This is a genomic window from Arcticibacterium sp. GJ41-1 (assembly GCF_055808875.1).
On the sequence record NZ_CM147888.1, the window covers coordinates 2,849,728 to 2,876,021 of the forward strand.

Below are 26,294 nucleotides of genomic sequence, written 5' to 3' on the forward strand. Positions count from 1 at the left end.
ATAACCATGGTATTAATTCATTTATTAATCAATAATAAGGATTTGCTCAGTCAAATTTCAGAATGGCTGTTAAAGGAAAATTTAGCTGTATCTGTAGAGGTAGATTATACTCGAGAACACTTTATTCTTGAAAATGATAAAGTGGTAAAAGAGACCGTTCACAAGCTTTCTTTTATATCAAAAGCCTCTGAGTTTAGTTCTATTCATAAGGCTCTTGAAGAGAAATGTGGTGATGCTTTAAAGGAGATTTATTCTGTGCCAGTTGTCTATCAAAATTGGAATCCAAATTGATGGATATTCTCAAGTATTGGACAAAGAAAAGGCTGCATTATATACCAAAATGCAGCCTTACTTTTATAAACGATGTGCTAAGAACTATACTACGATATTAACAATCTTCTTAGGCACCACTATGATTTTTCTAAGTGGTTTGCCATCCATCCATTTAATAACATCGGCATTAGCTAATACCACTTTTTCTATCTCATCTTTGCCCGTTTCGGCTGGGAAACTAAGTTTAACGCGAACTTTTCCGCCTATTTGTATAGGGTATTCTATGTCAGACTCTTTTAAGTACTCCTCATTAAAATCAGGATATTCTTGCGAAGTGATGCTGCCTTCTTCGTTTCCTATTTTTGCCCAAAGCTCTTCTGCTATATGCGGAGCATAAGGAGAAATGATAACTAATAAAAGCTCTAAGATTTCCTTTTTATGGCATTTTAAATCAGTCAGTTCATTCACGCAAATCATGAATGTACTTACAGAAGTGTTGAAAGAGAATGTCTCAATATCTGAACCCACTTTTTTGATGGCTTTATGTAAAGCTTTCAACTCTGCTGGCGTAGCTTTTTCATCTACTAAAAGCGACTCTCCATTCTGGTCAAAGAACAAACGCCAAAGCTTTTTCAAGAACCTTGAGGTACCTTCAATTCCTTTAGTGTCCCATGGTTTTGCTTCAGTCAATGGTCCTAAGAACATCTCGTAAAGACGAAGTGTATCAGCACCATAACGGTCAACTAAAACATCGGGGTTAACGACATTGAATTTAGACTTTGACATCTTCTCTACTTCGTTTCCGCACTTGTATTGACCGTTTTCAAGAATGAATTCTGCATTTGCAGGAACATCATTTCTTGTTGTTTTAAATGCTTCTACGTCAAGAATGTCATTGTCTACAATATTGACATCAACATGTAATCTTTGCGTGTCGTATTCTTTTCTTAAGCCAAATGAAACAAAAGTTGGTATTTCGCTATTCTTTACTCTGTAAACAAAGCTAGAACGTCCCTGAATCATTCCTTGATTTATCAGTTTCTTGGCAAATTCTTCTTGCTTTACAAAGCCTTTGTCTTTCAAGAATTTATTCCAAAAACGGCTATACAGTAAGTGACCTGTGGCGTGTTCTGTACCTCCTACATATAAGTCAACATCTTGCCAGTAATCTAACGCTTCTTTTGATGCGAAAGCATCTTCATTTTTGGCGTCCATATAACGGTACCAATACCAGCTACTTCCTGCCCAACCTGGCATGGTAGATAATTCAAAAGGATATTCCCCTTCTCCATCTGGAGAGGGGGTTAGGGGGTGAGGTCGATAAGCCCAGTCTTTAGCACGGCCTAAAGGCGGCTCACCAGTTTCCGTAGGTTTGTACTCGTCAATTTCAGGAAGAACTATTGGCAAGTCAGATTCGTCCACCAAATAGGGTAGGCCATTCTCTTTAAAATGGACAGGAACAGGCTCTCCCCAGTAACGCTGACGGGCAAAAACAGCATCTCTTAGTCTGTAATTGATTTTACCTTTTCCTACTTTATTTGCCTCTATCCAGTTTATTAAAGTATCAACGGCTTCTTGGTATTCCATGCCGTCAATCATGCCCGAATTGATGTATTTTCCTTCTTTTGATGCGTCAGCAGCTTCTTCTAAGTTTTGCTGAGCGTCCGAAATAGCAGGGATTGGCAAATTGAAATGTTTTGCAAAATTCCAGTCTCTTTGGTCGCCACTTGGCACGGCCATCACAGCTCCCGTTCCATAACCAGCCAACACGTAATCAGCAATCCAGATAGGAACTTGCTCGCCATTGACAGGATTTACGCAGTAAGAACCCGTAAATGCTCCAGAAACCGTTTTAACGTCTGACATACGGTCTAATTCAGAACGTTTCTGTGTTTCTAGTTTATAGGCCTCAATAGCGTCTTTTTGCTCTGGCGTTGTGAGTGTGTCTACCCATTCGTGCTCAGGAGCCAAAACCATAAAACTCACGCCATAAATGGTGTCAATTCTAGTGGTAAACACTTCTACTTTGCCTTCAAAACCTCTTTCTTTTAATAAAGCTGACTCAGCCACTGGAAACTTGACAGAAGCTCCTTGAGAGCGACCAATCCAGTTTTTTTGTTGCTCTTTGAGCGAATGCGACCAATCTACGTTTTCTAAACCGTCAATTAATCTGTCGCAGTAAGCCGTGATACGCATCATCCACTGACGCATTTTTTTCTGAATCACAGGATAACCACCACGCTCCGATACACCGTCTTTTACCTCATCATTTGATAACACCATGCCCAGTTCAGGACAGAAGTTTACCATAGACTCCGATAAATAGGTCAATCTGTAATCTAGCGTAGTTTTGTATTTATCTTCTTCAGAAAGTGCATTCCATTCGGCCGCTGTGAATTCTGGTAATTCGTCATCACAAACCGCATTGGCCGCAGCAGAACCGCCTTTGGCAAATAATGCTTCTAATGTTTCAATGTCTTCTGCTTTATCGGTGTCTTTATTATACCAGCTATTAAAAAGCTGCATAAAAATCCACTGGGTCCATTTGTAATATTCTGGCGAAGAAGTACGAATTTCTCTGCTCCAGTCGTAACCAAAGCCAATATTCTTCATTTGACCTATGTAGGTCTCAATGTTTTTTTCTGTAGTAATGGCAGGATGCTGCCCCGTTTGAATGGCGTATTGCTCCGCAGGCAGACCAAAAGAGTCAAAACCCATAGGGTGCAACACATTAAAACCTTTCAGTTTTTTATAGCGGCTATAGATATCAGAAGCGATGTACCCAAGCGGATGCCCTACATGCAAACCTGCCCCAGAAGGGTATGGGAACATATCTAGTACATAAAATTTAGGTTTTGAGTGGTCAATATCGACTTTGTACGTCTCATTGCTCTCCCAATACGCCTGCCACTTTTTCTCTATTTCCGAAGGATTATAAACTGCCATTTCTGCCTTTTAAACTTAAAATTTTGGCAAAAATAGGGAATTGGTGGGAGAGTGGCTAGAAAGGGTTTGTCTATTGAGTTTTTTTGTAGGGAGTTGGGTGTCTGGTGCCGGATGTTGGGTCTTTGATGTCAGGTGCTAGTTCTTCACTGTCAGGTCGAGCGAAGACGAGACCAGTCATTTTAGGAGAGAAGATAGAATCAAACGCAATGGCATTACTTGTTTCTGAGAAATAAGAATAATACTTTTATTACTTAATGACACAATCCAAAAAATCCAAGAAAGAGGAATCAAAAGAAGCCACTAGGAAACTAAGACAAAAGGGCAATAAAATTATCCTGCTAACATCAATTTCGGTAATTGTAGTGTACGTCGGAGTTTTGTTTATTTCATTATTTAGTAAGGATGGATTAGACCCAAATGAAATTGGTGATACTTTGGGAGGTACGCTTTCTCCATTAATCGGATTAGTAAGTGCAATATTGATTTATATAACCATTGGTCAACAGATTGAAGCGAATCGTTTGATTCAGGAGCAGTAGAAGTTTGAAGAAGTTCTTTTTGCAGAAATAAAAGCTGAAATAGAGCTCCTAGAAATAGACATTAGTAGTTTTTCTATTAAGGATTTGGCTGGTAACCTTATTCAAGAAAAAGGATATGTTTATAATAATGGTTTATTACGGTACGCTTTTTTTGCTCAATCCAAATTACTTAAAGCAGGTTTTCCTTCAAAGGAAATACGTCCTGATTTTGGAGTTGAATACTTTGAATTTTTTAAAAGGTATTCGGAATTAATAAATTTAGTAGATACGAAAATTGTCAAACAGGAGGCATTTATATTTATCTTCCACAAGAGAGTACTTAAAATAGGAGCTAAATACTTTTCCATTATTAATTCGGATATTTTTGGGGACGCATGGGATGAACCTAATCAACGTTGGCGGTTATCATTCTTTTTTAATACGCCTTCATGGAATCCGATACTGGAAAGAATGGAAATATTGGGTAATACGATAAATTATTTGCAGAGTATTAAGACTAAAGTGGGTCTTTCTAAAGAACTGCCCAAAACACAGGAGCTTTTTCTGAATCTTCTTAATTCTGGAGATTTTGAAGATATAAAGAAACTTGCGGGAAATAGTAGGTTACTTGAGCTAGCTTCTCAACCGTCTCACTTAAGAGTAATGGGGCTGAAAAAAACAACAGAGGAAGAAATAGAAAACAGAAAAGAAGCTAGACTTAGTATGGCTGAAATTATAAAAAAAATGAAAGAATCAAGGCTATATTCTTTTGAAGACATGGAGAATTTACTAGAGATGTGGAGACATTTAGGTGTGGAAATAGATAATTAGTATCAACTTTTATTCCCTTTAGCAGTGTCTCCTAAAAGGGACACTGCGGCATTTTAAGGAAAAAATCTAATCTGAAGAAATAGGATTGCATAAAAAAAGGGTTTGATAATTCCTTACCAAACCCTTTTAAATATTAAGAACTCCTAAGAAAGAGCCCCCTTAGCAAACTGAAAGCATTTTCCCACTTCTTTCACCGCATCAGAGTTTTCAGGAACCTTGTACTCCAATTCTATAGTGCAAGGGATGTCGTACTTTTTATCTCTTATCAGTGTCAGTATTTCTTTTATAGGTGTGTCGCCCTCGCCCCAAGACAAGTTCTCTGCCCCGTTCGCTTTTGATTGACGGTCTTTAATGTGCATACTCGTGATTCTGTCGTGACGAGCTTCTATCAGCTTTAAAAGGCTTTCTTTAGTATTATTGCCACCGGCGGCTATATAATGACCGCAATCTAGGTTCATGGAGTTATAAGGAGATTGTGCCAGGGCTTCATCCCAAATAGTATCTGTAGCCGTGGTATGAAGATGATAACCCACATACATTTTGTTTTTTTCTCCTAGTTTTCCAAGTCTGGCAGATTGTGCCGAATCTCTTGGTAGCTCTACCGTAACAGATTTTGCTCCCAATGCTTTAGCTGCTCGCATAGCGTATTCTATCTCGGCATCGGTATTGTCAGTTCCAAAAGCATTTGGTTTAAAAGCATAAATGCTCACTCCAGCTTTTTTGTACATTTTGGCAAACTCCTTAAAAGGTTTCATGGAAACCGTTTCACGCCAAGCAGCCACATCTTTGCTGTATTGCTCCATTTGAGCTTTTTCTGCGTCTGTTGGTTTGCGTCTTTTTCCATTGACATAAAAAGTACTTCTATCAATTGGGTTTTTAGGTTTTCCTGCAAAATCTTCAGCTGGGTCGCCCATGAGTTCAATCGCAGAAATGCCTGCGTCTACACAGTATTGAAGGACTTGTTTAGCACTTCCTGGTAAACTTCTGAAAGAATAAGTAATGGTACCAATCTGCACGCCATTTATCAATGAATTTGGTTTTGTGTCAAAAGCAAAAGCTTTAGAACTAAGGGCTAAACCTCCTAGAATGGCAGCAGAAGAGCTGTATATAAAATCTCTACGTTTCATGTAATTATTATTAAGGGTTGTATCTAGGTTTCAATATAGTGCAGAATATTAATATGAGGTGTATTTACTAGACTAATTGGTACTTTTACTTGACCAGTAGCTAATTCAATTCGTTCCGTAGTACTTAGGTGTATCTAAAATAAACTTGAACTTTCCTTAAATAGGAAATGCTTAAAATACCAAAAGGTAATTCAGCAAAGTTTTAGCTAGCATCTACCTTACTGGCTATAAATAAATCTGATAAAAGGAATTTCTACTACGGACACCCACCTATTTTAGCTTCGAAAGTCTCATTTGTGCCAGCCTGAAAACCAGCATTTAGCAATACGTGATTACCCGCTTGGTAAGTAGTTGGCGTGGAAACATTGGCTCGGCTAGTTATGGTTTGACTTGCTGAATACGTTCCAGAAGCCAAATTACCTACTGCATGATTTAAAGTAGGAGGGCAAGGTGTACTAGCAGAGATGGTTACTATGTAGTCTTCAATTTCACCAAAGCCTTGGCCGTCTGTACTTGAGCACGGTAAGGAAGACGCCACTCCATAGACAACTTTAACTCTAATTCTAGTAATACCGACAGAACTCGAAGCAGGTATAGTAAAACTAGTTTCTCTTGAAGTCCAAACCGCACCCGTATAATAAGATTCTATTTTTTCACTTTCTTGAAAAATACCATCTCTATCATAATCGACCCAAATGGCCAAGCCATCTTGATACAACCCAGGATTTGAAGTAATAATTTTGTATGAGTTACCTTTCATTAATTCAACAGTAGAGCTAGGAGTATTTAGAGAGTATCCCCCAGAAGAACAAGTCGAAGTGTTTTCATATAGGTTTGCATTGCCCTGATCTATTTTTACTTGGGTAATCATATCATTATCAGAACAATTTAATCCAGTTGGTTCACAATAAGAGCAAACTGGCATATACGTTATATTTAGTGGAGCCCTTGTAGAAGTGCCACATGAGGGCAAACTACATTCTGCATACACAGTCATACTAGAAGAAATATTGGTCAATTGGAAATTATTTCCTGAACCTAAAAGAGTGCCCGCCGTAGCTGCACTATACCATTTTATGTTAGCTCCATTACAGTTGGTAGTTAGTGTGACAGTGGCATTGGAGCCACAAACTGCTAAATCTTGAACTGGCGGGGCATTATTACTGTACAAAATAGCATCCACTTTTCTTCTTCTACTGGTACAGCCATCTGCTGTACAACTTACATAATATGAGGTAGTTTGAGTTATTGTAGGTGTGGTGTATGTGCTTACACTTGACAACAAATTACCCGCAATAGGAGCATCAAACCATTGGTAAGTTCCTGTGCATCCCGTAGCTGTAAATTGAACGCTTTGGCTAGAACAAAGTTCCTGATTTGGAACGACCGGACGGGCCACTTTTGAGCCTGAAAGACATGTAGCAGCATTAAACTCCGCATTCATTTTTCCGCTAGGTAAGGTTCCAAAACCATTTGCGAAATTAATTCCCGGCCCTCCATTTAAATGACAGTAACTCATGATAGTTCCACCATTGGTAGGAGGTGGACCAGGGTTACAGTTACCTTCCAGGGTATAACAATTGTCTAATGCTCCAATAGTGTTGCCGTCTGACCAAGTACATGATTGCGTATGTGGAAGTCCAAAGTTATGACCAATTTCATGAGCAATCACTTCCACATTCCATGAATAGCTAGGAATGCTTGTGACGCTATTGGTAATATTCGCACTCATGCCTTTTGCAATAGCTTTAGAGCAGCCTGCAAAAACAGCTCTTTGAGTCATGCCATTATAAACAGAACTACCACCACCAAATGAACTATACATATTCGCTACACCACCACCAAGTTGTTTAGAAGTAACTAAATGAACCAAGTCACCATCAAAGGTGTCACCTTGACTAGTCCAGTAGTTTTCAAGAAGAGCAAGACTTTGTGAAGTGCTGGTGGCCGATGTATAAGGGTCCGCAGTTTCCCAAACAAATAGGGACGATAGTACTAAATTAATACCTTCATTATCATAAAGAAGTGAGACATTATTAAATATTGACGTCAATGTGTTAACTACAGTTTGAACACTGCCGCCCCAGTCAGTATACATTTGATAATCCGCTTCTAAATAAACCTCTACCGCTTTACAGCCCGCTGCATTTGTTTGATTTTCATCTAGAGGTGGAAGTTCTCCGTCGTATGTTATTTCATTCGCACCGGAACAAATAGGCGTTTTATTTTCAATATCATGGGTACTATAAACCACATGTATTTTTTCCTTTGTGTTGGTTAATCTGCCAATAGTCAGGTTGACTTTATCGCTTGCAATCATGCCTTCTATGGCATCTTTGGTAATACTTATGGCCACAAAAGACTTAGACTCACCTTTTATTTTTCCATGATAAAAATTGGGCAATTCTACTTGCACTTCATTCCCCTTAGAACTGAGTACTTTAAAGTTAGGAGAGAAGATAGTAGCTGGACTTAACTCTACTTCAATGAAATCTTTTTGTAATGGAATTTGAAGTGTTAAATTTCCTTTTTCATTAAAAATTTCTATTCCCTGTGTTTCATTAAGGGTCAAAAGTTGTGCACTGGGCACAGCAGATAAATTAGACTTTAATTCCAAAGAATTAATGGAACTTAAATCTCTACGTTCAAATAGATTATCATTTTTTTGAGCTTGAGCAGTGGAACAATAGACAAGAAGGGCGAGAAGGACTCGAGTTAATATTTTCATGGTATAATAAATACGGGTGTTAGGCTATCTGTAGAACGAATTTAGTTCAACTTTAAGGTTTTACATTAAATTGATGTACTTTTTTAGGGAGTGGTTTAAAAGGGAAATAGACATAAAAAAGATTTAGTATTCGTTGGATAAGTGGCATAATTGCAATCAGAGAGTTAGCCAGAACGGTTATTTATTGATTTCATAGGGAAAAGAGTTCCGCAGTTCTCAAGAAAGTTGTACCTTAAGGAATGACCACTTAATAAAAATTGAAGCATATTACACGTACCGTCCTAATGCTAGATGCTGAATTGTTCGAATTTTATAAGTATTTTGTGACTAAAGTAATAATGCCTGAAATATGGTATTAATCTTTACCTAACATAATTAGTCTTAATGCCTAGTAAACTTAAATTTCGAAAAGGGTTTTCTTATTTATTCGAATTAGCCAAAAGCTTTTTATCTGTCCTGTTTATTCTTCTAAGTTCGGCTGAAGGGTTTTCGCAGCAAGATTCTCAAATCGCCAGAATTGACAGTGTTTTAAGCCAACCCTTAGATTCTATTTTGGTTTGGGTGCAGCACAATGCAGAAAAAGATATTGAGATTTTTGAAAAAGTAGTAACAGAGGGTTTAAGAAGAGTTACAAAAACTAGTGACAACGAAAAAATAGGAGATTTTCATAGTGCCTATGGCGACTGGCACAGTTATCATGGAATTTATAGTGGCGACTCCCTTATTAAACAAACAGAGTTGGCTCTATTTTACTATTTAAAAACGGACAATAAGCCAAAAATAGCAGAAACTAGAAAAAACCTTGCTCATGACTATATGTCTGTAAGAAGGCTCGTAGAAGCTCAGAACGAGCTTTTTAAGGCAATTGCTATTTATGAGGAACTTGGTGATAAGGTAGGCGTGGCCAAAGCTCACAGAAATTTGAGTTCTTCATATCTTTACACAGACGAACCTCAAAAAGCAATTGATTATTTAGACAAGGTAACTTCGGTTTTTAGAGAGGTAGAAGACTATAACACCTTATCGTATTGTTACTTAAGTTATATTGATGCATATAGTCGAATTGGGAAGTATGAAGAAGCAAATGCGGCTGCAGAGGAATGTCTTTCTATAGTAAAGAACAAAGTTCCAGGTGAGGTATTTGTGGAAGTAAGAGCTTATTCTTTTAAAGGGGATATTTCTTTTAATCAAGAAAATTATCAACAAGCCCTTAAAGATTATCAAAAGGCATTCGACCTCTGTGAAGTTCAAATTGGGCGTGAAAGAGCCGCCACTTGGCTTACTGAAGTGGGTATGGCATATTTAAAACTTGGAGATTATCAGAATGCTTTAAAAAACCTTTTGGAGGGTATAAAGGCTTATGATAAACAAGATGTCTCACATTTGGCGAGGCCATATGAAAGTATTGCGGAATGCTATGAGGAGCTAGGTGAGCATAAAAACGCTCTTTTATATCTGAAAAAAGCCAAAGAAGCCAAAGAGCTGGTACATAAAGAACAAGTGGCAAACTTAGAAAGTGAGGGTATTATAAAGTATGAGACGGAGAAAAAAGATGAGGCATTAGCCGCTACCGAGGCATTACTAAACCAAAAAAACAGAACACAGAACATCATTTTATCGGCTTCTGGTTTATTAGCCCTTTTACTAGCAGGTCTATTTTATTCTTTCAGGAAAAACCAAAAGGCTACCAAAGTTATTAGTGCAAAAAATGCAGAGAATGAATTACTGTTGAAAGAGATTCATCACCGTGTCAAAAATAACTTAGAACTGGTTAAAAGCCTTATTTCTTTACAATCTGCTCAGTTAGAAGATTCCGCCACCAAAGATGCCATGATAGCGAGTCAAAACAGAGTGCAGTCTATGGGTATTATTCATCAAAAGCTATATCAGGGTACTAACCTAGGCAGTATAGAAATGAAAGACTATTTCTTAAACCTAGGGGAGGGGATATTAGATACTTTTGATGCGGAAGATAAAATCAAGATTTCCTGTGTGATGGAAGACCTAGAGTTAGATGTAGACACCGCTGTGCCGCTAGGTTTAATAGTGAATGAACTTCTTACAAACTCTTTAAAATACGCATTTCCCGAAAAGGCGGCAGGCGAAATTACTATTAGCCTAGAAAGGAAAGATGACAAGATATTGAGCCTTTTAGTACGAGATAATGGCGTAGGAAAAACAGATGGAGTTAAGCCAAAAGGTACTGGTTTTGGAACGCAATTGGTAAGTTTACTGACACAGCAACTTAATGGGAAAATGCAAGAAGAAAATAAAGAAGGAACCATCATTTCTTTTGAATTTAAATTAGACCAAGCCGCTTAATGAATACGCCAGTTAAAATATTGATAGTAGAAGACGAGATGCTAATAGCGGCCAATGTTTCCTTGGAACTAACATCTTTGGGCTATGAGGTTATTGGTATTATTCCCCGTGGCGAGGAAGCCTTGCTTCATATTCGCGAAAATCAGCCTGATATACTTTTGCTAGACATTAACCTTAAAGGAAGTTTAGACGGGATAGAAGTGGCTACAGAAATGCAAAAGGAGTTCGACATTCCGGTGGTTTACCTAACGGCCAATACAGATGATGCCCATTTTAACCGAGCCAAAGAAACCAGACCTTACGCCTTTATATCTAAGCCATTTAAGAAAAAGGATTTGCAAAGAGCCTTGGAACTAACATTGACTAGGTTGGCATCTGAAAAAGAAGAAGATTCCTCTAATGAAGGCATAGAAGAGGAGTTTGCTGTTTTTGAAGACGCTCTTTTTGTTCGCTTTCAAGATAAAATGGTAAAAGTACCCATTGCCGAAATTCAGTATATAGAAGCAGATAGGAACTATTGCCGCATTCATAGCTTAAATAAAGAATACTTATTGGTGCTGTCGCTCAAAGAAATGGAAGATAAGCTCCCTAAAAATCACTTTATTAGAATTCACCGTTCCTATATTGTAAATATTTCTCAAATTACGGAAATAGCCACCACGCATTTGGTGGTTAATCAAAAAGCCCTTGCCATCAGCAAAGGTTTCAAAAAAGACCTACTTAAAAGAATTCAAACTGTTTAAGTAGCCCTCGTCTTAATTCTCTTTGATCAATAATTCGTACCCTTCGGACACTATTTAGGTGCCTTCGTCCTAGATCGGTTTTAGTTTCAGTGCTGAAAACTGAACTTTCCTATAGTTAAACCAAAAACTATAAGGAAATGAAAACTAAAACCCCTTTTCTATTAAGACATGTCAAACTAATAGATGAGTAGCTAAGGTGTCTCCTTCTTTAGCTTACGCAAAACAGTGACCAATTCTTTGGTCCATATATTCCTCTAAGCCTTTAACAATTTTTACCATGAAAACTAATACTAAGAGCCGTCTTGTCCATGTAGGAGCACGTACACTAATTCCACCCAATGACATTTTGATGCTAAAAGCCGATGTCAATTATACAGAAGTTTTCCTTATGGATGGCTCAAAAATACTGAGCTCCACTACCATAGGAACTATTGAAAAACGACTAGATGGTTTTGACTTTTTTAGAGTGAATAGGTCTACCATAGTTAACATTAATTACTTAGGGAAACTACAGTCTGCTACACTAGAGCTGAAAGGACAAGACAGCAGAAATACGCATCAAATCAAAATTTCACGACGTAGAGTAAACCCATTTTTTGACTATTTAAATCAATAGAACGATGAAAAGAACTTTTACTTTTTTAACTTATTTTTTCACCCTAATAACCATTAGCAGTGAGGCACAGTGGAATAATTCAGCCTGGGGCAGCACTCTCAATGGCAACGCAAGTGGCTCTGGAGGATTTGTAAGTATCTATAGTAGCCTGAAAAGTGTAGACGGTGGGAACTTCACTGCTATTAAGGTCCCTGGTACTAATTATGAAATAGAATCCGTAAATGTTAATGCACTTATAGCACAAGTACCATTAACTAAAAGATTAAAGGCAAAAGCTGGAGAACCATTTACAATTGATGTACATACAGCAGGCTATGCGGGCACAAATTTCGCTAACCCAGCCCCTTACCTTCCATTTTGGAATGTAGATACAAGTGGAATTTATACCTCAACTACAAACCCAAAAATGCCAAATGGAATAGGACAAAGTGGAGATCTTACGACCTTTTCTGAATTCTTTAGCTGGGAACAAAAAACGCCGCTTACCTATTACGCACCAGGAAGTGTAAACTATGAGAACTATAAAAAAGAATTTGTATTTACTAAAGGAAGTAATACCGGATACATTGTTTTTAGACTTGAAGAAAGAGAATATGAAGATATTGGTTTTGGTGGAGCACTCCCTACAACGAATAGCCATACCACAGTGCTCTTAATCCCATTTGTAGTAGAAGGGCCGGTTGAAAGGGAAATTCCAATTTTAGGGGTAGTTACAAAACCTAAAATCCCTCACATGGTTATTCATCGTCCTCCAGGTGATATGAGCACTGCATTTATTACTAGCGGTCAAAAAACCTGTAGGAATTTTGAAGAAACCTTCCAATACGAAAATGATTTATCTGGCTACGCTTCCATCAAATGGGGTGTAAAGGCCGAAGTAGGTATTATTGTCACCCAAGAGCTGGAGGCCTATGTTCAAGCTACTGGGTCTATAGGAGGCGGTGATGTTAAAATTGAAAGTAGCTCAAAAGAAACATGTGTAGAGACCGAAAGTACTATAACGATGAACTCTGTAGATGATGGTTCGCAAGGAGGAGACCTATTTATAGGATATGGTTTTGATGCAGAATATGGTTTTGGCAATAACTTGTATATAGATACGGACTTCACAGTGAAGTACAATAAAGGCATTTATCTGGTGCAGCTAAACCCTGTTCGCGAGTTTGCATGGTCAGAAAGTGGTATTAGAGGTGACATGGCTGCCAATCAATTAATTGCCGCCAATACGAGTCTTGATTCTGTCCAAAGAACCATTGCACAAAATCAAGTAGAAGCTTGGCAAAGGGTGTTGGCTCTTAATGATGAAAATAAGCTGGCGGCAAAGGCGTCTACACCTATTGATGGTGATAAAGTAATAGAAGGAGGGGAAGCTTTTAAAGGTTACAGTAAATCTGTCGATTTTACTGTAGTTAAAGGAATAGAGACTTCAAGCTACTTTACAGGAGGTATTGCCGTTGATTTTCTTGCGGAATATGGCGGTGCAGGGATATCAGGTGGTGTAAATTTCAACACAACTAATACTTTTTCTGAAAAAACCGAAAATACTGCCTCAAACAGCACAACCATTGGTTACGAACTTAAAGATGGGGATATAGGGGATAATATTCCAATCCGAATTTATAGAGATCCAATGTTTGGAACGCCAGTTTTTGACATACTTTCTGGTGCCAGAACTAGTGCTCCTTACGAAGGCGGGTATCAAAGAGATCAGCCACGATTAGAGATTGTAGGAGTAAGTGGAAATACAACAAACATTAACAACGTAACACTTGGGTCACCTGCGACATTTAAGATTAAAGTTTGTAATGATAATTCTACAGAGCAAAGAACTTATCACCTCGGATTTGAAACTCAGTCTAACTCGGGAGATCTTTTAGTCACTGCTAATGGTAGTTCTGGGTTTAATTTAGGTCAAGTTACTGTTCCTGCGAATGGCTGTAGAGTAGAAGAGTACCAAGTTAACCTAAGCAGAAGGTATGCAACAAGTGAGATGAGCTTCAGCGATTTAAAATTCAAACTTTACCCAATTGAAGACACTGAGATTGAGGCTTCCATATTGGCAAACGTCAGTTGGGCCACCCCGCCACCTCCAACACTTGGTCCCCTACCATTAGAAAATAGGGATAGATTTATTCTACTTTGTCAAGGTGTGCAAGACTTAACCTTAACAACTACATGTACTAATGGTACTGTACCACATTGGTATACATCCCAAGTTGGTGGACTTGAAGAAGGTCAAGGGTCACCTTTTGTCCTTACAAACATAGATCCTAGCATTAGGACAAACTATTATGTCAGTTGTGAGTCGGACAATTATATTTCTCCTCGGGTTCTTTTTGGGAGGCTATATCAGTCGTATGAGCCAACCGTCGACAACTTAAACCTTACTGGTTATACTCATTTTGGTTACTATGTAGCCAATGAAACACTGGAGGTATCTGCGTATAATAATAATACACGTCTTTATCCAACAGCGTTTAGAGCTGGAAACAGTGTCACTCTTTTACCAGGCTTTGAAACTTTGGGAGAAAGAGGCCTTTTCTCCGCCGAAATAGGCGGCTGTCCATAATAACGAAGCTATTTTTTCTTCAACCTCCCATTACCAAATAGTAGTGGGAGGTTTTCATGTTTATTGACCGCCATTCCTATCCTTTCATCTATTCCTTTTGGGCTTTAGTTAATTCCCTCGTAAATTTCAGGTATTCAACCTCCCATAAATGAAATTTATAAAACTACTCTGCCTCTTTTGTTCAATTAGTGCCTTAGCACAAAAGCCAATTTCTCCTGCTGATGACTCCGAATGGTGGAAACGGAACAACCTTCGACTCATTCAAATGAATTTACCTGCCTATGAGGCGGCCAATATTGATGCTGATGAAATTGTAGAAGATTTAAAAGCATTTTCCGCCAATACCTTAATTATCAATGGTGCAGGTATTATGTCCTTTTACCAGTCAGATTTAGATTTTGAATACACTAATCCTTTCATGAAACCTGGTGAAATGGGTAGGATAGTAGAAAAATGCCATGAAAATGGCATACGGGTGATTATCAGATTTGACTTCAGTAGGGCACATGAAACCATTTTTAAAGCACATCCAGACTGGTTTTATATTTCTGCCAAAGGCGAGCGTATTATCAATACTGATAAATATGTGGTCAGTATTAATGCTCCTTATGTGCAAGAAAAGGCTTTTAAGATAGTGGAAGAGGTCATAAGCAAATTTGACATTGATGGTATTTTCTTAAACATGCCGGGTTATCAAACCCGAAATCCATATGAAAATATTTATGTGGGGATTGACCAAAATGAGTACGACAAAAAGGCATTTGCAGCATGGAGCGGCGGATTAACCTTACCCCTAAAAGAAGACAGAACAGACCCCGTTTTTAATAAGTATTTAGAATTTAAAACAGCGAGTATTGAAGATTGGTCAAAAAGGCTTCATGCCGTAGTTAAATCTTCGCAAGAGAAAGTTTCTTCAAAAGGGGAAATACTGCGATCTTCAGGAAAGAAAATAGCGATTTGTACTTATTTAGAAGAGTCTGTAGATATTATTAGACACGAAAGTCAGACGCATGGTTTACCATATTGGCCATACACAGCTTCGGATAATACCACCCACATAGAGCAAACTTTTCCGGACAAAATAGTAAGCAATGCCAGTATCCAGCAGATTTCGTTTCAAAGTAGATACAACGCCATAGAACCTGAGGAAATCAGTATAAGGTTGTATGAAAATATTGCCAATGGTAGTGGAACTGATGTTAGTCTGATGGGCGATTTAAGAGACTATGAAGACGAACGGAATTTTGGTGCCATGAAGAAGATATACGGCCATCAGAAAAAGTATGAGCCGTACTTTGGAAAATATGAGAGCATAGCTTCTGTGGGCGTTATAGCACCCGGTTACTGGCCAGGAGGAGATAAGATGGAAGAATACAGAGGTTTGTCTTTAATGCTAAAAGAAGCTCATGTGCAGTTCGATGTCATTCAGGATAATCATTTGGCCAATCTTAAGGAAAAACTGAAACGAAAATATAAGGTTTTGATATTGCCAGATATCAACTATTTGAGCGATAAAGATATTGAAGCGTTAAAGGAGGTTTCTGATGCTGGCGTGCAGTTAATAGCCACTAATACCAGCCTTTTTGATAACACTGAAGCTCTCAAGAGCTTGTTTGGAGCAAGTGTTGTCAATAAAGATAATGATGGAGCAGGAAACTATTTGAAGCCCCTTAAGCAAGACTTTTTCAAAAGTTTTGATGGACAAAGTATGATCCATTTCAAGTTCAATCTTGGATTATACGATTTTGATAAAGATGTAGAAACCTTACTGCCAATTTTAAGCAAAGGACGCCCAGGGCCACCAGAAATGATAGGTGGACATGAGCCAACGGGCTATTATGGATTTGGCATTAAAAAGAAAACGGTAGGTAAGAATATATTGATGCCAATGAATATTGGTAAGATTTACTATCAACATGGCTACGAACAGCATAAAAACATAGTTTTGGATGCTTTGCAAAATATCCATCCTGACGGATTCAAAGAACTTATCAATAATGCTCATCCAAGAGTAGAACTGATTTTACAGGATTTTATGATGAATAAAGAAGGTGTAACTATCCATACGCCCTTTAAATCAGATGGACATATTCTACATTTAGTGAATTTGACTGGGTTTAGCGGTAATACCTACTTTGAACCACATACGCAGCAAAACATCGCATTTGAAGTAAAGGTGGACTTTAAACCAAGTAAGGTCTGGACCATGCAGGGGGAGGAGAAGTTAGCTTTCACTTACTCCAATGGTTATTTGAAATTGATATTACCCAGTTTGAAGGATTTTGAAGGTATAGTTATTGAAAGATAAAACATACTGCTACGCATATAAGAGAAAGTTTTATAAGTGAAATTAAGCTCGGAGAATTGGATATTTGAAAATATTCTTAGTTAGGAGCTCCAAATAAAAAGCGGCTGTCTCAATAGTGTGAGACAGCCGCTTTTTGCTATTAGAACAAACCTATAATTTTATTTCTTAAACCCAACTTTATGCCCCCAAATAGCATAATAAAGAATGATAATATAGCACGGTAATAATATCCAATAACTGCTATTAGCAGAACTAGCTAATGCTTCTGCTTCCGCTATGCCATTAGTCATTAGGTCGTGTTTACCTGCGTCTACTATTCTGCCATACAATGGCGGAATAATGGCACCACCTGAAATGGCCATGACCAATAAAGCAGATCCTGTTTTGGTAAATTTCCCTAAGCCATGAAGTGTTAAAGGCCAAATGGCGGGCCAAACTAAGGCGTTTGCAATCCCCAATGCTGCCACAAAAAGGACAGAGGTGAAGCCTGTGGTAGTTAAAATACATATTGAAAATACAATCCCTAGTGCCGCACTAATTTTTAAAGCTAAACCCTGACTTACGTATTTAGGTATTAGTAATACACCTAAAGCATAGGTAAATACCATAGCCATAAGGGTATAAGAGGTGAAGTTTTTGGCTTGGTCTTCGGGTAATCCTAAAGAAATTCCATAATTAATAATAGAATCGCCGGCTATAACTTCAGCACCTACATAAACAAAGAGTGCCAATACGCCTAACCATAAATGAGGAAATTGGAATATACTAGTTTTAGCTGTTTTACCATCTGCAACTTCTTCATCCACATCACCTTCTAATTCTGGTAATGGTGCTTTTAAAATTAACAATCCGAATAAAAACAAAACACTGGCCATTATAATATATGGTGTTACCACACTATTTGCCATGGTGTCAAGTAATTGTGACTTTTCATCGGGCGAAACAATACTTAATTTATCTTTTACCTCACCTATGCCAGACAATAATAGGGTTCCAAAAACGATGGAACCAATGGAGCCTGCTACCTTATTAGCAATGCCCATCATTGCTATTCTTTTTGCCCCACTTTCTATGGGTCCTAAAATGGTAATGTACGGATTAGCCGCTGTTTGCATAAGCGTCATACCGGTACCTTGAATAAATATGCCAGCTAAAAACATCCAATACGTTCTAGCTTCTGCGGCAGGTATAAATACCAATGCTCCAACAGCCATAATCATTAAGCCTATTGACATTCCTTTTTTATAACCTACTTTTTTTAATAAGTAGGAAGAGGGTAGTGCCATCACCACAAAAGCAACATAGGAAGCGGTAGCTACTAAATAGGCTTGAGTGTCTGTTAATTCATTTATTGTTTTCATAAATGGAATTAAAACCCCATTTATCCAGGTTACAAAACCAAAAATGAAGAACATAGCTCCAATAATGAGCATGGGAGCCAGATTGTTTTTAGAACGATTATCAGTCATACGAATAGGTTAGTTATTAAATTATTTTAAAAATAGATAAAATGCTTTATATATTTCTTAATAACTGCCTATTATTTTGTTTTTAGTAGGCTGAATGAATCTAAAGTTTTGTTTTTAATGCTTTTGAGCCAAAACTAAAGCACCTAAAGGTCGGCTAGTAGGGGTGAAGTCGCCCATCATCACAAAATCTGTGAGTAGCATGTCTGCATAAGTCATAAGGTTAGTTAGATAAACCTTTGGTGCTGCTGTCATTTCTATTCCAAATTTCAGTTTTTGACCATTAAGCCTTATCAAAAGTTTGTCCTTTAATTTGAAAGATTCTTGGCGTTGCTCTTGAAATTCCATGGAATAAAAGTCAAAAGCGACTTGGCTACCTTTAGAGCAAATTGTAGAAATTCCTTTTAGGGTTTGGATTAGCTCGGTTTCATCTGCATTGGTGGTATAACCTTCTAAAAGGAAAAGGGTCTTCTTCTCTTTCATAAAACCTTTAAATGTTAGTTGTTTTACCCAATCAAGGCTTTTGAAGTCTGTAGAGATGGTATTAATCCAAGACTGGTCTAAAGCGGCCCTTTGAGAAACCGAATGTTTTTGGTTAAGCACGTCTTCACTGTCCAATTCAAATGCAGCTATGTTTTTATGCTTGCAGTATTTTAATAAACGTGTGTCAAAACCAGCTCCTACTAACACTACTTGCTGGATGCCTTCGAGTTTTTCTTCATAAATTTTGTCAAAAAAGAGCGTTCTAGAAGCCAAAAGGGTATAAATGGATTCTTTTTCAGGTTGAGAAATACGTGCAAAACTTGGTAAATAACCTGTCAATCTATTGGCGAGAATGGCTGGGAGAAACACATACCAAAGCCCCGCCATCGACATTTCAGGTAAATTGCTAAGCATTTCTACTGCATCCGCATCTTTTCTTTGTTTAAAAGTATGAAGCACCCATTTATTAAAAAGTGGATTGGTTACTGAAACAGGAAGTTTTACCGAGCTTTTTAAAGCCCAATATTTTATAGTGCTCAGTATTAGTCCAAAAAAGCTAATAGGAAGAAGAACAATCTGAAATACAATATAAGTTAAGAATTGAAAGGTTTTCATAGATATAGATGCTTTATAAAGAGGACATTTAACTCAACGAAAACCCCCATTAGATAGTTTTTAATTTTTCAATACCTAAAAGTATTAGAAAAATATTCTTTTTAATAAAATTGAAGTGGATCTTATGGAAACTAGAATTCGTAAATGAACGTATTCGCCGATATTTCAGTTATCAAATTTCAAAAGAGTTTAAATCTCTGATAAGAAATATGAAGCACAGACTTTGTTTTTAATTTCTTTATCTCAAATCTCAAACTATTGAATAAAAAAGTAGCAGTTTTTAGAAAGGAGCACTTTAATGCGGCTCATAGATTACATCGAGCAGACTGGTCTGATGAAAAGAATGATGCTGTTTTTGGCAAATGCAATAACCCAAACTTTCACGGACACAATTATAACTTAGACATCAAGGTGGTGGGTGAGGTAAATCCTGAAACTGGTTATGTGATTGATATCAAAATACTTTCAGATTTGATAAAAGAACATGTTTTGGATGCTTTTGACCATAAGAATCTAAATTTAGATGTACCAGAGTTTAAAGAGTTAAATCCTACGGCAGAGAATATCGCCATTGTGATTTACGAAAAATTAGAAAGAGCCTTAAATAACCACGAGCTAGACCTTAAAGTAAGGCTCTATGAAACAGAAAGAAATTATGTCGAATACCCAGGATAATAAGATCGAACGCCAGATTGATGAAATTGGCGATGACCACATCTCAACCAATATTTTTGATACACCACTTCGTGAAGATGCTTTTGAAATGGATGATGACACTAAAATGCAGAAAATAGAAGAGCATTTTAGTCAAATTATGCAAATCATGGGACTTGATTTAACAGACGACAGTTTGAGTGGAACGCCAAGGCGAGTGGCTAAAATGTACGTAAAAGAGCTTTTCTCTGGATTAAATCCGAAAAACTTGCCGGCTCTTACGCATTTCAAAAATCACTATAAGTATAATGAAATGTTGGTGGAGCGTGATATCATGTTTCATTCTAATTGTGAACATCATTTTGTGCCAATAGTAGGGAAAGCACACATAGCTTATATAGCCAATGGGCATGTAATAGGTTTATCAAAACTTCACCGCGTAGTGAATCATTTTGCAAGAAGGCCACAGGTACAGGAGCGAATGACTATTCAAATTGGCGAAGCTCTCAAAACGGTTTTAGGTACAGACAGCGTCGCAGTAATTTTAGATGCAGACCATATGTGTGTATCTTCAAGAGGAATTAACGACCAAACATCTTCTACCGTGACTTCTTTTTATGGAGGTAAGTTTAACAAATCAGAAACCAGAGATGAGTTTATAAGAATGATAAGCTTACGCAGGGGTGAATTAAAATATTAAGAAGTATAGCTTCTTTTTGAACTCCATAGACATCTAGTTTATGGAGTTTTTTTGTTTATATAGCACAAAACACATAGCCGTTTGGCTTAATTTCAATATTCAATTCATATTTGCTGCATGAATACGTTTTTGATAAAACTTCTGATAATGCCACCAGTAATTGCTGGGGTGACTTACATAAGTAAGAAGTGGGGAAATAATCTTGGTGGTGTCATAGCGAGTTTGCCATGGGTAGCAGGTCCTATTATTCTATTTATTGCTTTAGAGCAAGGAGCGGATTTTGCTATAAGTGCCATTCCAGGGGTAATGGTAGGTATTATTGCTTGGTTGGTGTTTTGTATGACCTACATTGTGGTAGGCCAAAAGCAGAACATTTTTGTAAGTATTATGGCTGGTTATATGGCTTACCTTTTGACTGGATTAGCTCTGCAACAAATTACACCACTTTTTAGTGTCAATGTATGGTATGTGATAACATTGCTCTTCATTCTTCCATGTTTAAAGTTTTTTCCTACAGTTAAAACAGAAAGAGCGAAAAGCCGAAAGATATTACGTTTTGAGATTCCACTCAGAATGATAATGATTACACTCTTTGTACTTCTTATTACTTACTTTGCCGATTTATTAGGGCCTACTTGGAGTGGTATTCTAACTCCTTTTCCTGTTATGACGGCTGTTTTAGCCATTTTTGTGAACTATACGCAAGGCATAAGCCAAGTAAGAAATATTTTCATTGGTCAGCTTACCGGTATTTTCGGCTTCACCACATTTTTATACTTACAGGCTCATTTATTACCAATCATGAGTATTGATAATGCTTTTATGATAGGTATAGCCGTAGATATTGCTATTACTTTAATCATGAGACAGGTTTTCACTCGTATAAAGTTGGCTTAGAAATTAAACCATAAAAAAAGCCACCAAACCGATTAAGTTTGGTGGCTAATTTCTTTTTGAGTGCTTAATTCTAAAGCTCCTTAATCTTGATTTTTCTGAAAGAAACTACGTTGCTATGGTCTTGAAGACCAATTTTTCCGCTAGCATATTTTCCAAAGTGGTCCCAACCTTTAAATTTACTACCTGCTACCATTTTGTCCCATTCTGGGCCAGTAGTAGGGAATGTAACGGCTAATTCACCATTTTGCCAAATGGTCATTACGTTGTTCTTCTTTACTAATTTCACTTTGTTCCAGGTTTCGTAAGGTTTAGCTTTTGACTTAGAAGGAATCATGTCATAAAGAGAACCAGCTAATCTGTTTGCTCCGTTTTTCCCGTCTGGGTGGTTTTCGTTATCCAAAACTTGAATTTCCGGACCACTCATATAAGGAGTACGTAATTTAGCATCTTCTTTGACACCGTAAAAAATACCACTATTACCACCTTTTTCAATTTTCCACTCTAGGCGTAATTCAAAGTTTTCAAAGTCTTTATCAGTAACCAAATCGTTTACCTTCCAGTCACTTTTACCTTCTGGGTTAAATACCATGGCACCATTTTTAATGGTCCATTTGTCGCTAACCGGCTCACCTGGGTGGTTGTAAATATGCCAATTATCGAAAGTTTTTCCGTCAAATAGTTTAATCCATTGGGCAGAAGCGTCTAAGCTAACTAAGCTTATAAAAAGTAAGAAAAATTGCTTTTTCATGTGTATAATTAAATGAATAGTAAAGTAAAATAATGCGTGAAATTAGTAATTAGTTTTAATAGCTAGAGCCGATTATCGCCATTCTTGACCAGCAAGTAGATTAAAGCTTTGTCTCTAGTGTTTATTACTTACTCCACAAAATGCTTTGCGTTTGACAATATCCTGTTTCTGGTCCACTTCTTAATTCCCGTAAATTCCTCTTTTCTAACTTGACAATTTTTCACTTGACAGTAATGGCAGCACTCAGGAATACAAGGGTCGGAATGAATGAAAACTTCAACTTCGGAAGGATAATTTGACTCCACCATGTCTTCAAAAAGCCCTACTTGCGTATGAGCATCTTCAAGGCTTAGGTAATAAGGGAGCGTCAGGTGGCAGTCTACATGTATGTCGGCCCCATACTTTTGAACTCTTAAATTATGTACATCAATCCAGCTCTCTTTTCTATTTTTATTTAGAATCTCAAGAAGTGTTTTAAATGTGTCTTCGTCCAGCTCATCCATCAAGCCACTTACCGACTTTCGAAGTATTTTAACGCCATTATATATGATAAAGGCTGCCAAAATCAAAGCTAATACGCCATCTATGTAGCTGTTGCCTGTCCATTTGACCAAGAGAAGCCCAACTACCAGAGCAGCACTACTAAAACTATCAACTAGTAAATGTTTGCCATCAGCTTTTAAAGCAATAGAGTCATTTCTATTTCCAACGCTTATGAGGTAATAACCTAAAATGCCATTGATAAACATGGTCATTAAAACAAGCCAAATACCATTATTGATTTCGGTAATTGGGCTCTTTTCCAAAAAGGAATATACTGCCGGAATAATCATGAGAATACCAGCTATGATTATCATGGTACCTTCTAATCCGCTAGAGAAAAACTCAATTTTACCATGCCCATAAGGGTGGTTCCTATCTTTTGGTCGGTTTGAAATGTAAATAGAGTACAGAGCAAAAGCCGCCGCTGCTACATTAACTACCGACTCCGAAGCATCTGTTAGAATAGCGGTGGAATTAGTTAGAAAGTAGGCGAAGAATTTTATGAGCATCAGCACGACACCTAATGCCAATGAAAGGGTGATGGCCTTCTGATTTATATTTTTACTATTCGGTTCCAGAATTACTTTCTGTTTGAGACTGTCAAACTTACCTATTTCTACTAATTTCGCAGCCATGATACAGCAGAAAAGTCCTTGGAAAACACTCTCTGAAAAAACAGTTTATGAAAATAACTGGATAGAAGTGGTTCATAAAGAAATGCTTAACCCAAATGGCAACCCCGCTGTTTACGGACAAGTGAATTTCAAAAACGTAGCCATTGGTATTATCCCAATTGATGATGAAGGCTTTACATGGCTGGTAGGGCAATACCGAGTGCCTTTAGATGAGTACTCTTGGGAAATTCCTGAAGGTGGCTGCCCAATAGGTGAGGAGTGGGTAGCATGTGCTAAAAGAGAATTAAAAGAAGAAACAGGTTTAATAGCTGAAGAATATGAACTACTTCTTAAAATACACACATCTAACTCCGTTTGTAAAGAGGTTGGTTATGTATTTACAGCCAAAGGGCTTTCGCAAAGCGATGCTCAACCAGAAGATACGGAAGACCTAAAGGTCAAAAAAGTGCACATTTCGGAAGCTTTAGAAATGGTAATGAATAATGAAATCACAGACTCATTAAGTGTGGCGGGTATTTTGAAGGTCGCTCGAATTTTGAATGTTTAATTTCTTCAAAAGAATCGACTAAGCTACTTATCATCAATTCGTTCCTTATGGAAATCCAAGTATTCGCCATTTCTGGAAAGAATAGGAATCGCGAATAATTATTACGTATTTCAGATAAAAAAAGAAACTTAAACCATGAAAAAACATTACGTTCTTATTTCCGTATGTCTACTATTAACTTGCTTCTCTTGTAATGAGGAGAAGGTTTACACAGCGGATGAAATTGAACTAGAATCAGCCAAAGCAAACGCTTTTTTTGAAAAGAGCTTCAACGACAGAGTTGATAGAAGTCCAGAGTATCAAACATATTTAGGTATCAAAAAGGATTATGACAAATGGGATGACCTTTCAGATGCCTTCGCTACAAAGGAATTAGAAATTAATAAGGTAGAGCTACAGTTTCTGTTTGATTCTATTAATGTAGATGCTCTAAAAGGACAGGATCTTATTAGTTATAAACTATTTAAAGAAAATGCAGAAAATGAGATAGCGGATTATAAATGGCGGCATCATAACTACCCAGTAAATCAAATGTACGGACCTCATGCCGATGTCGCTTCTTTTTTAATAAACATGCACGCTATTTCAGATTCAAGTGATGCTGTAGCCTATATAGCAAGATTAAACGGCGTAGGTACCTATTTTGATCAATTAATTGAAGGCCTAAAAATTCGAGAAGAAGAGAGTATTGTTCCTCCTAAGTTTGTGTTTCCTAGAGTTATAGGTTCAGCTAGAAATATCATAACTGGAGCTCCGTTTGACAAAGGAAAATCAAGTGCTCTTCAAGACGATTTTTACAAAAAGGTAGATAAACTAGAGCTTAGTAATTCATCAAAAACTGCATTAAAAAGCAAAGCAGATGCTGCTTTAACTGGTTCACTTTTGCCTGCTTATAATAAGCTGATAGCTTTTCTAGGAAGTCAAGAGGAGCGAGCCACAGACGACGATGGCATTTGGAAAGTAGATGGAGGGGACGAATATTACAATATTGCATTGAAAAGAACTACCACTACAGATTTAACTGCTGAGCAAATTCATGAAATTGGATTGACAGAAGTGGCTAGAATACATGATGAGATGCGAGAAATCATGAAAGAAGTTGAGTTCTCAGGTGATTTACAAGATTTCTTCAAGTACCTGAAAGAGGATGAGCAGTTTTTCTATCCAAATACCGATGCTGGCAAACAGGACTATTTAGATAGTGCTACTGTTATTATTGACAATATGAGGTCAAGGCTGGACGAACTATTTATAACGAAACCAAAGGCAGATATTATAGTTAAAAGGGTTGAGTCTTTCCGCGAAAATGCGGCAGGAAAAGCTTTTTATCAGGCACCAGCACCTGATGGTAGTAGGCCAGGTACGTATTATGCCAATTTAGCAAACTCTAAGGATATGCCGAAATATTTGATAGAGGCTCTGGCGTATCATGAAGGTATACCCGGACATCATATGGATAGGTCTATTGCTCAAGAGTTAACAGATATTCCAAAGTTTAGGAAGTTTGGTGGCTATACTGCATACGTAGAAGGTTGGGGATTATATAGTGAATTTATTCCTAAGGAAATGGGTCTATATTCTAATCCTTACTCCAATTATGGTAGGCTGGCAGCAGAACTTTGGCGATCATGTAGATTAGTAGTGGATACTGGGATTCATTATAAAAAATGGACTAGAGAAGAAGGAATAGCTTATTATAAAGATAATACAGCAGAGAGCAATAGGGAGTGTGAAAGAATGGTGGAGCGGCATATAGTCATGCCATCACAGGCCGTTGCTTATAAAATTGGAATGATGAAAATTTTAGAATTAAGAGCTAAAAGTAAAAAGGTCTTAGGAGATAAGTTTGACTTAAGAGAGTTTCATGAAGTGGTGCTTACTTCAGGGGCTCTTCCTTTAAACATGCTTGAAACGCTAGTTGACAATTGGATTACAGAGAAATCGAAATAAAAGAAAACCCTATTTGTCAATCTACGAATAGACTGGCAAATAGGGTTTTGTTTACTGAAAAAGGACTTTAAGAAT

The 26,294-nt window shown here is 37.5% G+C and carries 20 protein-coding genes; 13 read left to right on the forward strand and 7 right to left on the reverse strand.

The window, feature by feature from the left end:
• Positions 1–6 precede the first annotated feature (6 nt).
• A complete protein-coding gene (locus AC0L6O_RS11870; protein ID WP_473302589.1) occupies positions 7–291 on the forward strand; it encodes a hypothetical protein in 285 nt (94 codons plus the stop codon).
• Between the two features lie 84 nt (positions 292–375).
• On the opposite strand, the gene leuS is transcribed toward AC0L6O_RS11870, so the two are convergent.
• Entirely contained in the window at positions 376–3,219 is a 2,844-nt protein-coding gene (gene leuS / locus AC0L6O_RS11875) for a leucine--tRNA ligase (RefSeq protein ID WP_473302591.1), read from the reverse strand.
• Positions 3,220–3,473: 254 nt separating this feature from the next.
• Here leuS and AC0L6O_RS11880 point away from each other — a divergent pair, with 254 nt between their 5' ends.
• Together AC0L6O_RS11880 and AC0L6O_RS11885 are read left to right on the forward strand one after the other, a co-directional pair.
• A complete protein-coding gene (locus tag AC0L6O_RS11880; protein WP_473302593.1) occupies positions 3,474–3,758 on the forward strand; it encodes a hypothetical protein in 285 nt (94 codons plus the stop codon).
• Positions 3,759–3,842: 84 nt separating this feature from the next.
• Positions 3,843–4,568, forward strand: coding sequence for a hypothetical protein (locus tag AC0L6O_RS11885; protein WP_473302595.1), 726 nt, complete (start codon positions 3,843–3,845; stop codon positions 4,566–4,568).
• Between the two features lie 143 nt (positions 4,569–4,711).
• Here AC0L6O_RS11885 and AC0L6O_RS11890 read toward each other — a convergent pair whose 3' ends face one another.
• Both AC0L6O_RS11890 and AC0L6O_RS11895 read right to left on the reverse strand, forming a co-directional pair.
• Positions 4,712–5,695: a sugar phosphate isomerase/epimerase family protein gene (locus AC0L6O_RS11890; RefSeq protein ID WP_473302596.1), complete on the reverse strand. Its 984-nt coding sequence runs from the start codon at positions 5,693–5,695 to the stop codon at positions 4,712–4,714.
• 256 nt (positions 5,696–5,951) lie between these two features.
• The gene (locus AC0L6O_RS11895; RefSeq protein ID WP_473302597.1) at positions 5,952–8,423 is read right to left on the reverse strand and encodes an Ig-like domain-containing protein; all 2,472 of its coding nucleotides are present in this window, start codon (positions 8,421–8,423) and stop codon (positions 5,952–5,954) included.
• 384 nt (positions 8,424–8,807) lie between these two features.
• Here AC0L6O_RS11895 and AC0L6O_RS11900 point away from each other — a divergent pair, with 384 nt between their 5' ends.
• The 5 genes from AC0L6O_RS11900 (at position 8,808) to AC0L6O_RS11920 (ending at position 16,981) form a co-directional block, all read left to right on the forward strand.
• Entirely contained in the window at positions 8,808–10,745 is a 1,938-nt protein-coding gene (locus tag AC0L6O_RS11900; RefSeq protein WP_473302599.1) for a tetratricopeptide repeat-containing sensor histidine kinase, read from the forward strand.
• Positions 10,745–11,488: a LytR/AlgR family response regulator transcription factor gene (locus AC0L6O_RS11905; RefSeq protein WP_473302600.1), complete on the forward strand. Its 744-nt coding sequence runs from the start codon at positions 10,745–10,747 to the stop codon at positions 11,486–11,488. Before AC0L6O_RS11900 ends, AC0L6O_RS11905 begins: the two co-directional genes overlap by 1 nt.
• Before the next feature lie 277 nt (positions 11,489–11,765).
• Complete coding sequence (locus tag AC0L6O_RS11910; protein ID WP_473302602.1) at positions 11,766–12,104, forward strand: LytR/AlgR family response regulator transcription factor; 339 nt, start codon at positions 11,766–11,768, stop codon at positions 12,102–12,104.
• Positions 12,105–12,108: 4 nt separating this feature from the next.
• Positions 12,109–14,673: a 3-coathanger stack domain-containing protein gene (locus tag AC0L6O_RS11915; protein WP_473302604.1), complete on the forward strand. Its 2,565-nt coding sequence runs from the start codon at positions 12,109–12,111 to the stop codon at positions 14,671–14,673.
• Positions 14,674–14,821: 148 nt separating this feature from the next.
• Complete coding sequence (locus tag AC0L6O_RS11920; protein WP_473302605.1) at positions 14,822–16,981, forward strand: alpha-amylase family protein; 2,160 nt, start codon at positions 14,822–14,824, stop codon at positions 16,979–16,981.
• Positions 16,982–17,139: 158 nt separating this feature from the next.
• Here the strand turns inward: AC0L6O_RS11920 and AC0L6O_RS11925 are convergent, their stop codons facing one another.
• Both AC0L6O_RS11925 and AC0L6O_RS11930 read right to left on the reverse strand, forming a co-directional pair.
• Positions 17,140–18,450, reverse strand: a complete 1,311-nt coding sequence (locus AC0L6O_RS11925; protein WP_473302606.1) for a sugar MFS transporter — start codon at positions 18,448–18,450, stop codon at positions 17,140–17,142.
• A 114-nt stretch (positions 18,451–18,564) separates the two neighbouring features.
• The gene (locus AC0L6O_RS11930) at positions 18,565–19,545 is read right to left on the reverse strand and encodes a class I SAM-dependent methyltransferase (protein ID WP_473302607.1); all 981 of its coding nucleotides are present in this window, start codon (positions 19,543–19,545) and stop codon (positions 18,565–18,567) included.
• A gap of 258 nt (positions 19,546–19,803) precedes the next feature.
• On the opposite strand from AC0L6O_RS11930, the gene AC0L6O_RS11935 reads away from it, so the two are divergent.
• The 3 genes from AC0L6O_RS11935 to AC0L6O_RS11945 all read left to right on the forward strand — a co-directional run bounded on the left by AC0L6O_RS11935 (position 19,804) and on the right by AC0L6O_RS11945 (position 21,796).
• A complete protein-coding gene (locus AC0L6O_RS11935) occupies positions 19,804–20,220 on the forward strand; it encodes a 6-pyruvoyl trahydropterin synthase family protein (RefSeq protein ID WP_473302608.1) in 417 nt (138 codons plus the stop codon).
• Complete coding sequence (gene folE, locus AC0L6O_RS11940) at positions 20,183–20,899, forward strand: GTP cyclohydrolase I FolE (RefSeq protein WP_473302610.1); 717 nt, start codon at positions 20,183–20,185, stop codon at positions 20,897–20,899. Before AC0L6O_RS11935 ends, folE begins: the two co-directional genes overlap by 38 nt.
• 147 nt (positions 20,900–21,046) lie before the next feature.
• A complete protein-coding gene (locus tag AC0L6O_RS11945; protein WP_473302612.1) occupies positions 21,047–21,796 on the forward strand; it encodes a hypothetical protein in 750 nt (249 codons plus the stop codon).
• A 70-nt stretch (positions 21,797–21,866) separates the two neighbouring features.
• On the opposite strand, the gene AC0L6O_RS11950 is transcribed toward AC0L6O_RS11945, so the two are convergent.
• Together AC0L6O_RS11950 and AC0L6O_RS11955 are read right to left on the reverse strand one after the other, a co-directional pair.
• Positions 21,867–22,544, reverse strand: a complete 678-nt coding sequence (locus tag AC0L6O_RS11950) for a 3-keto-disaccharide hydrolase (RefSeq protein WP_473302614.1) — start codon at positions 22,542–22,544, stop codon at positions 21,867–21,869.
• 128 nt (positions 22,545–22,672) lie between these two features.
• A complete protein-coding gene (locus AC0L6O_RS11955; protein ID WP_473302616.1) occupies positions 22,673–23,722 on the reverse strand; it encodes a cation diffusion facilitator family transporter in 1,050 nt (349 codons plus the stop codon).
• Between AC0L6O_RS11955 and AC0L6O_RS11960 the strand changes: the two genes are divergently transcribed.
• Positions 23,721–24,269 carry an NUDIX domain-containing protein gene (locus AC0L6O_RS11960; RefSeq protein ID WP_473302618.1) on the forward strand — a complete coding sequence of 183 codons (549 nt, stop codon included), beginning with the start codon at positions 23,721–23,723 and terminating at the stop codon, positions 24,267–24,269. The genes AC0L6O_RS11955 and AC0L6O_RS11960 overlap by 2 nt on opposite strands.
• 135 nt (positions 24,270–24,404) lie before the next feature.
• Positions 24,405–26,219 carry a DUF885 domain-containing protein gene (locus AC0L6O_RS11965; protein WP_473302620.1) on the forward strand — a complete coding sequence of 605 codons (1,815 nt, stop codon included), beginning with the start codon at positions 24,405–24,407 and terminating at the stop codon, positions 26,217–26,219.
• Positions 26,220–26,294 lie beyond the last annotated feature (75 nt).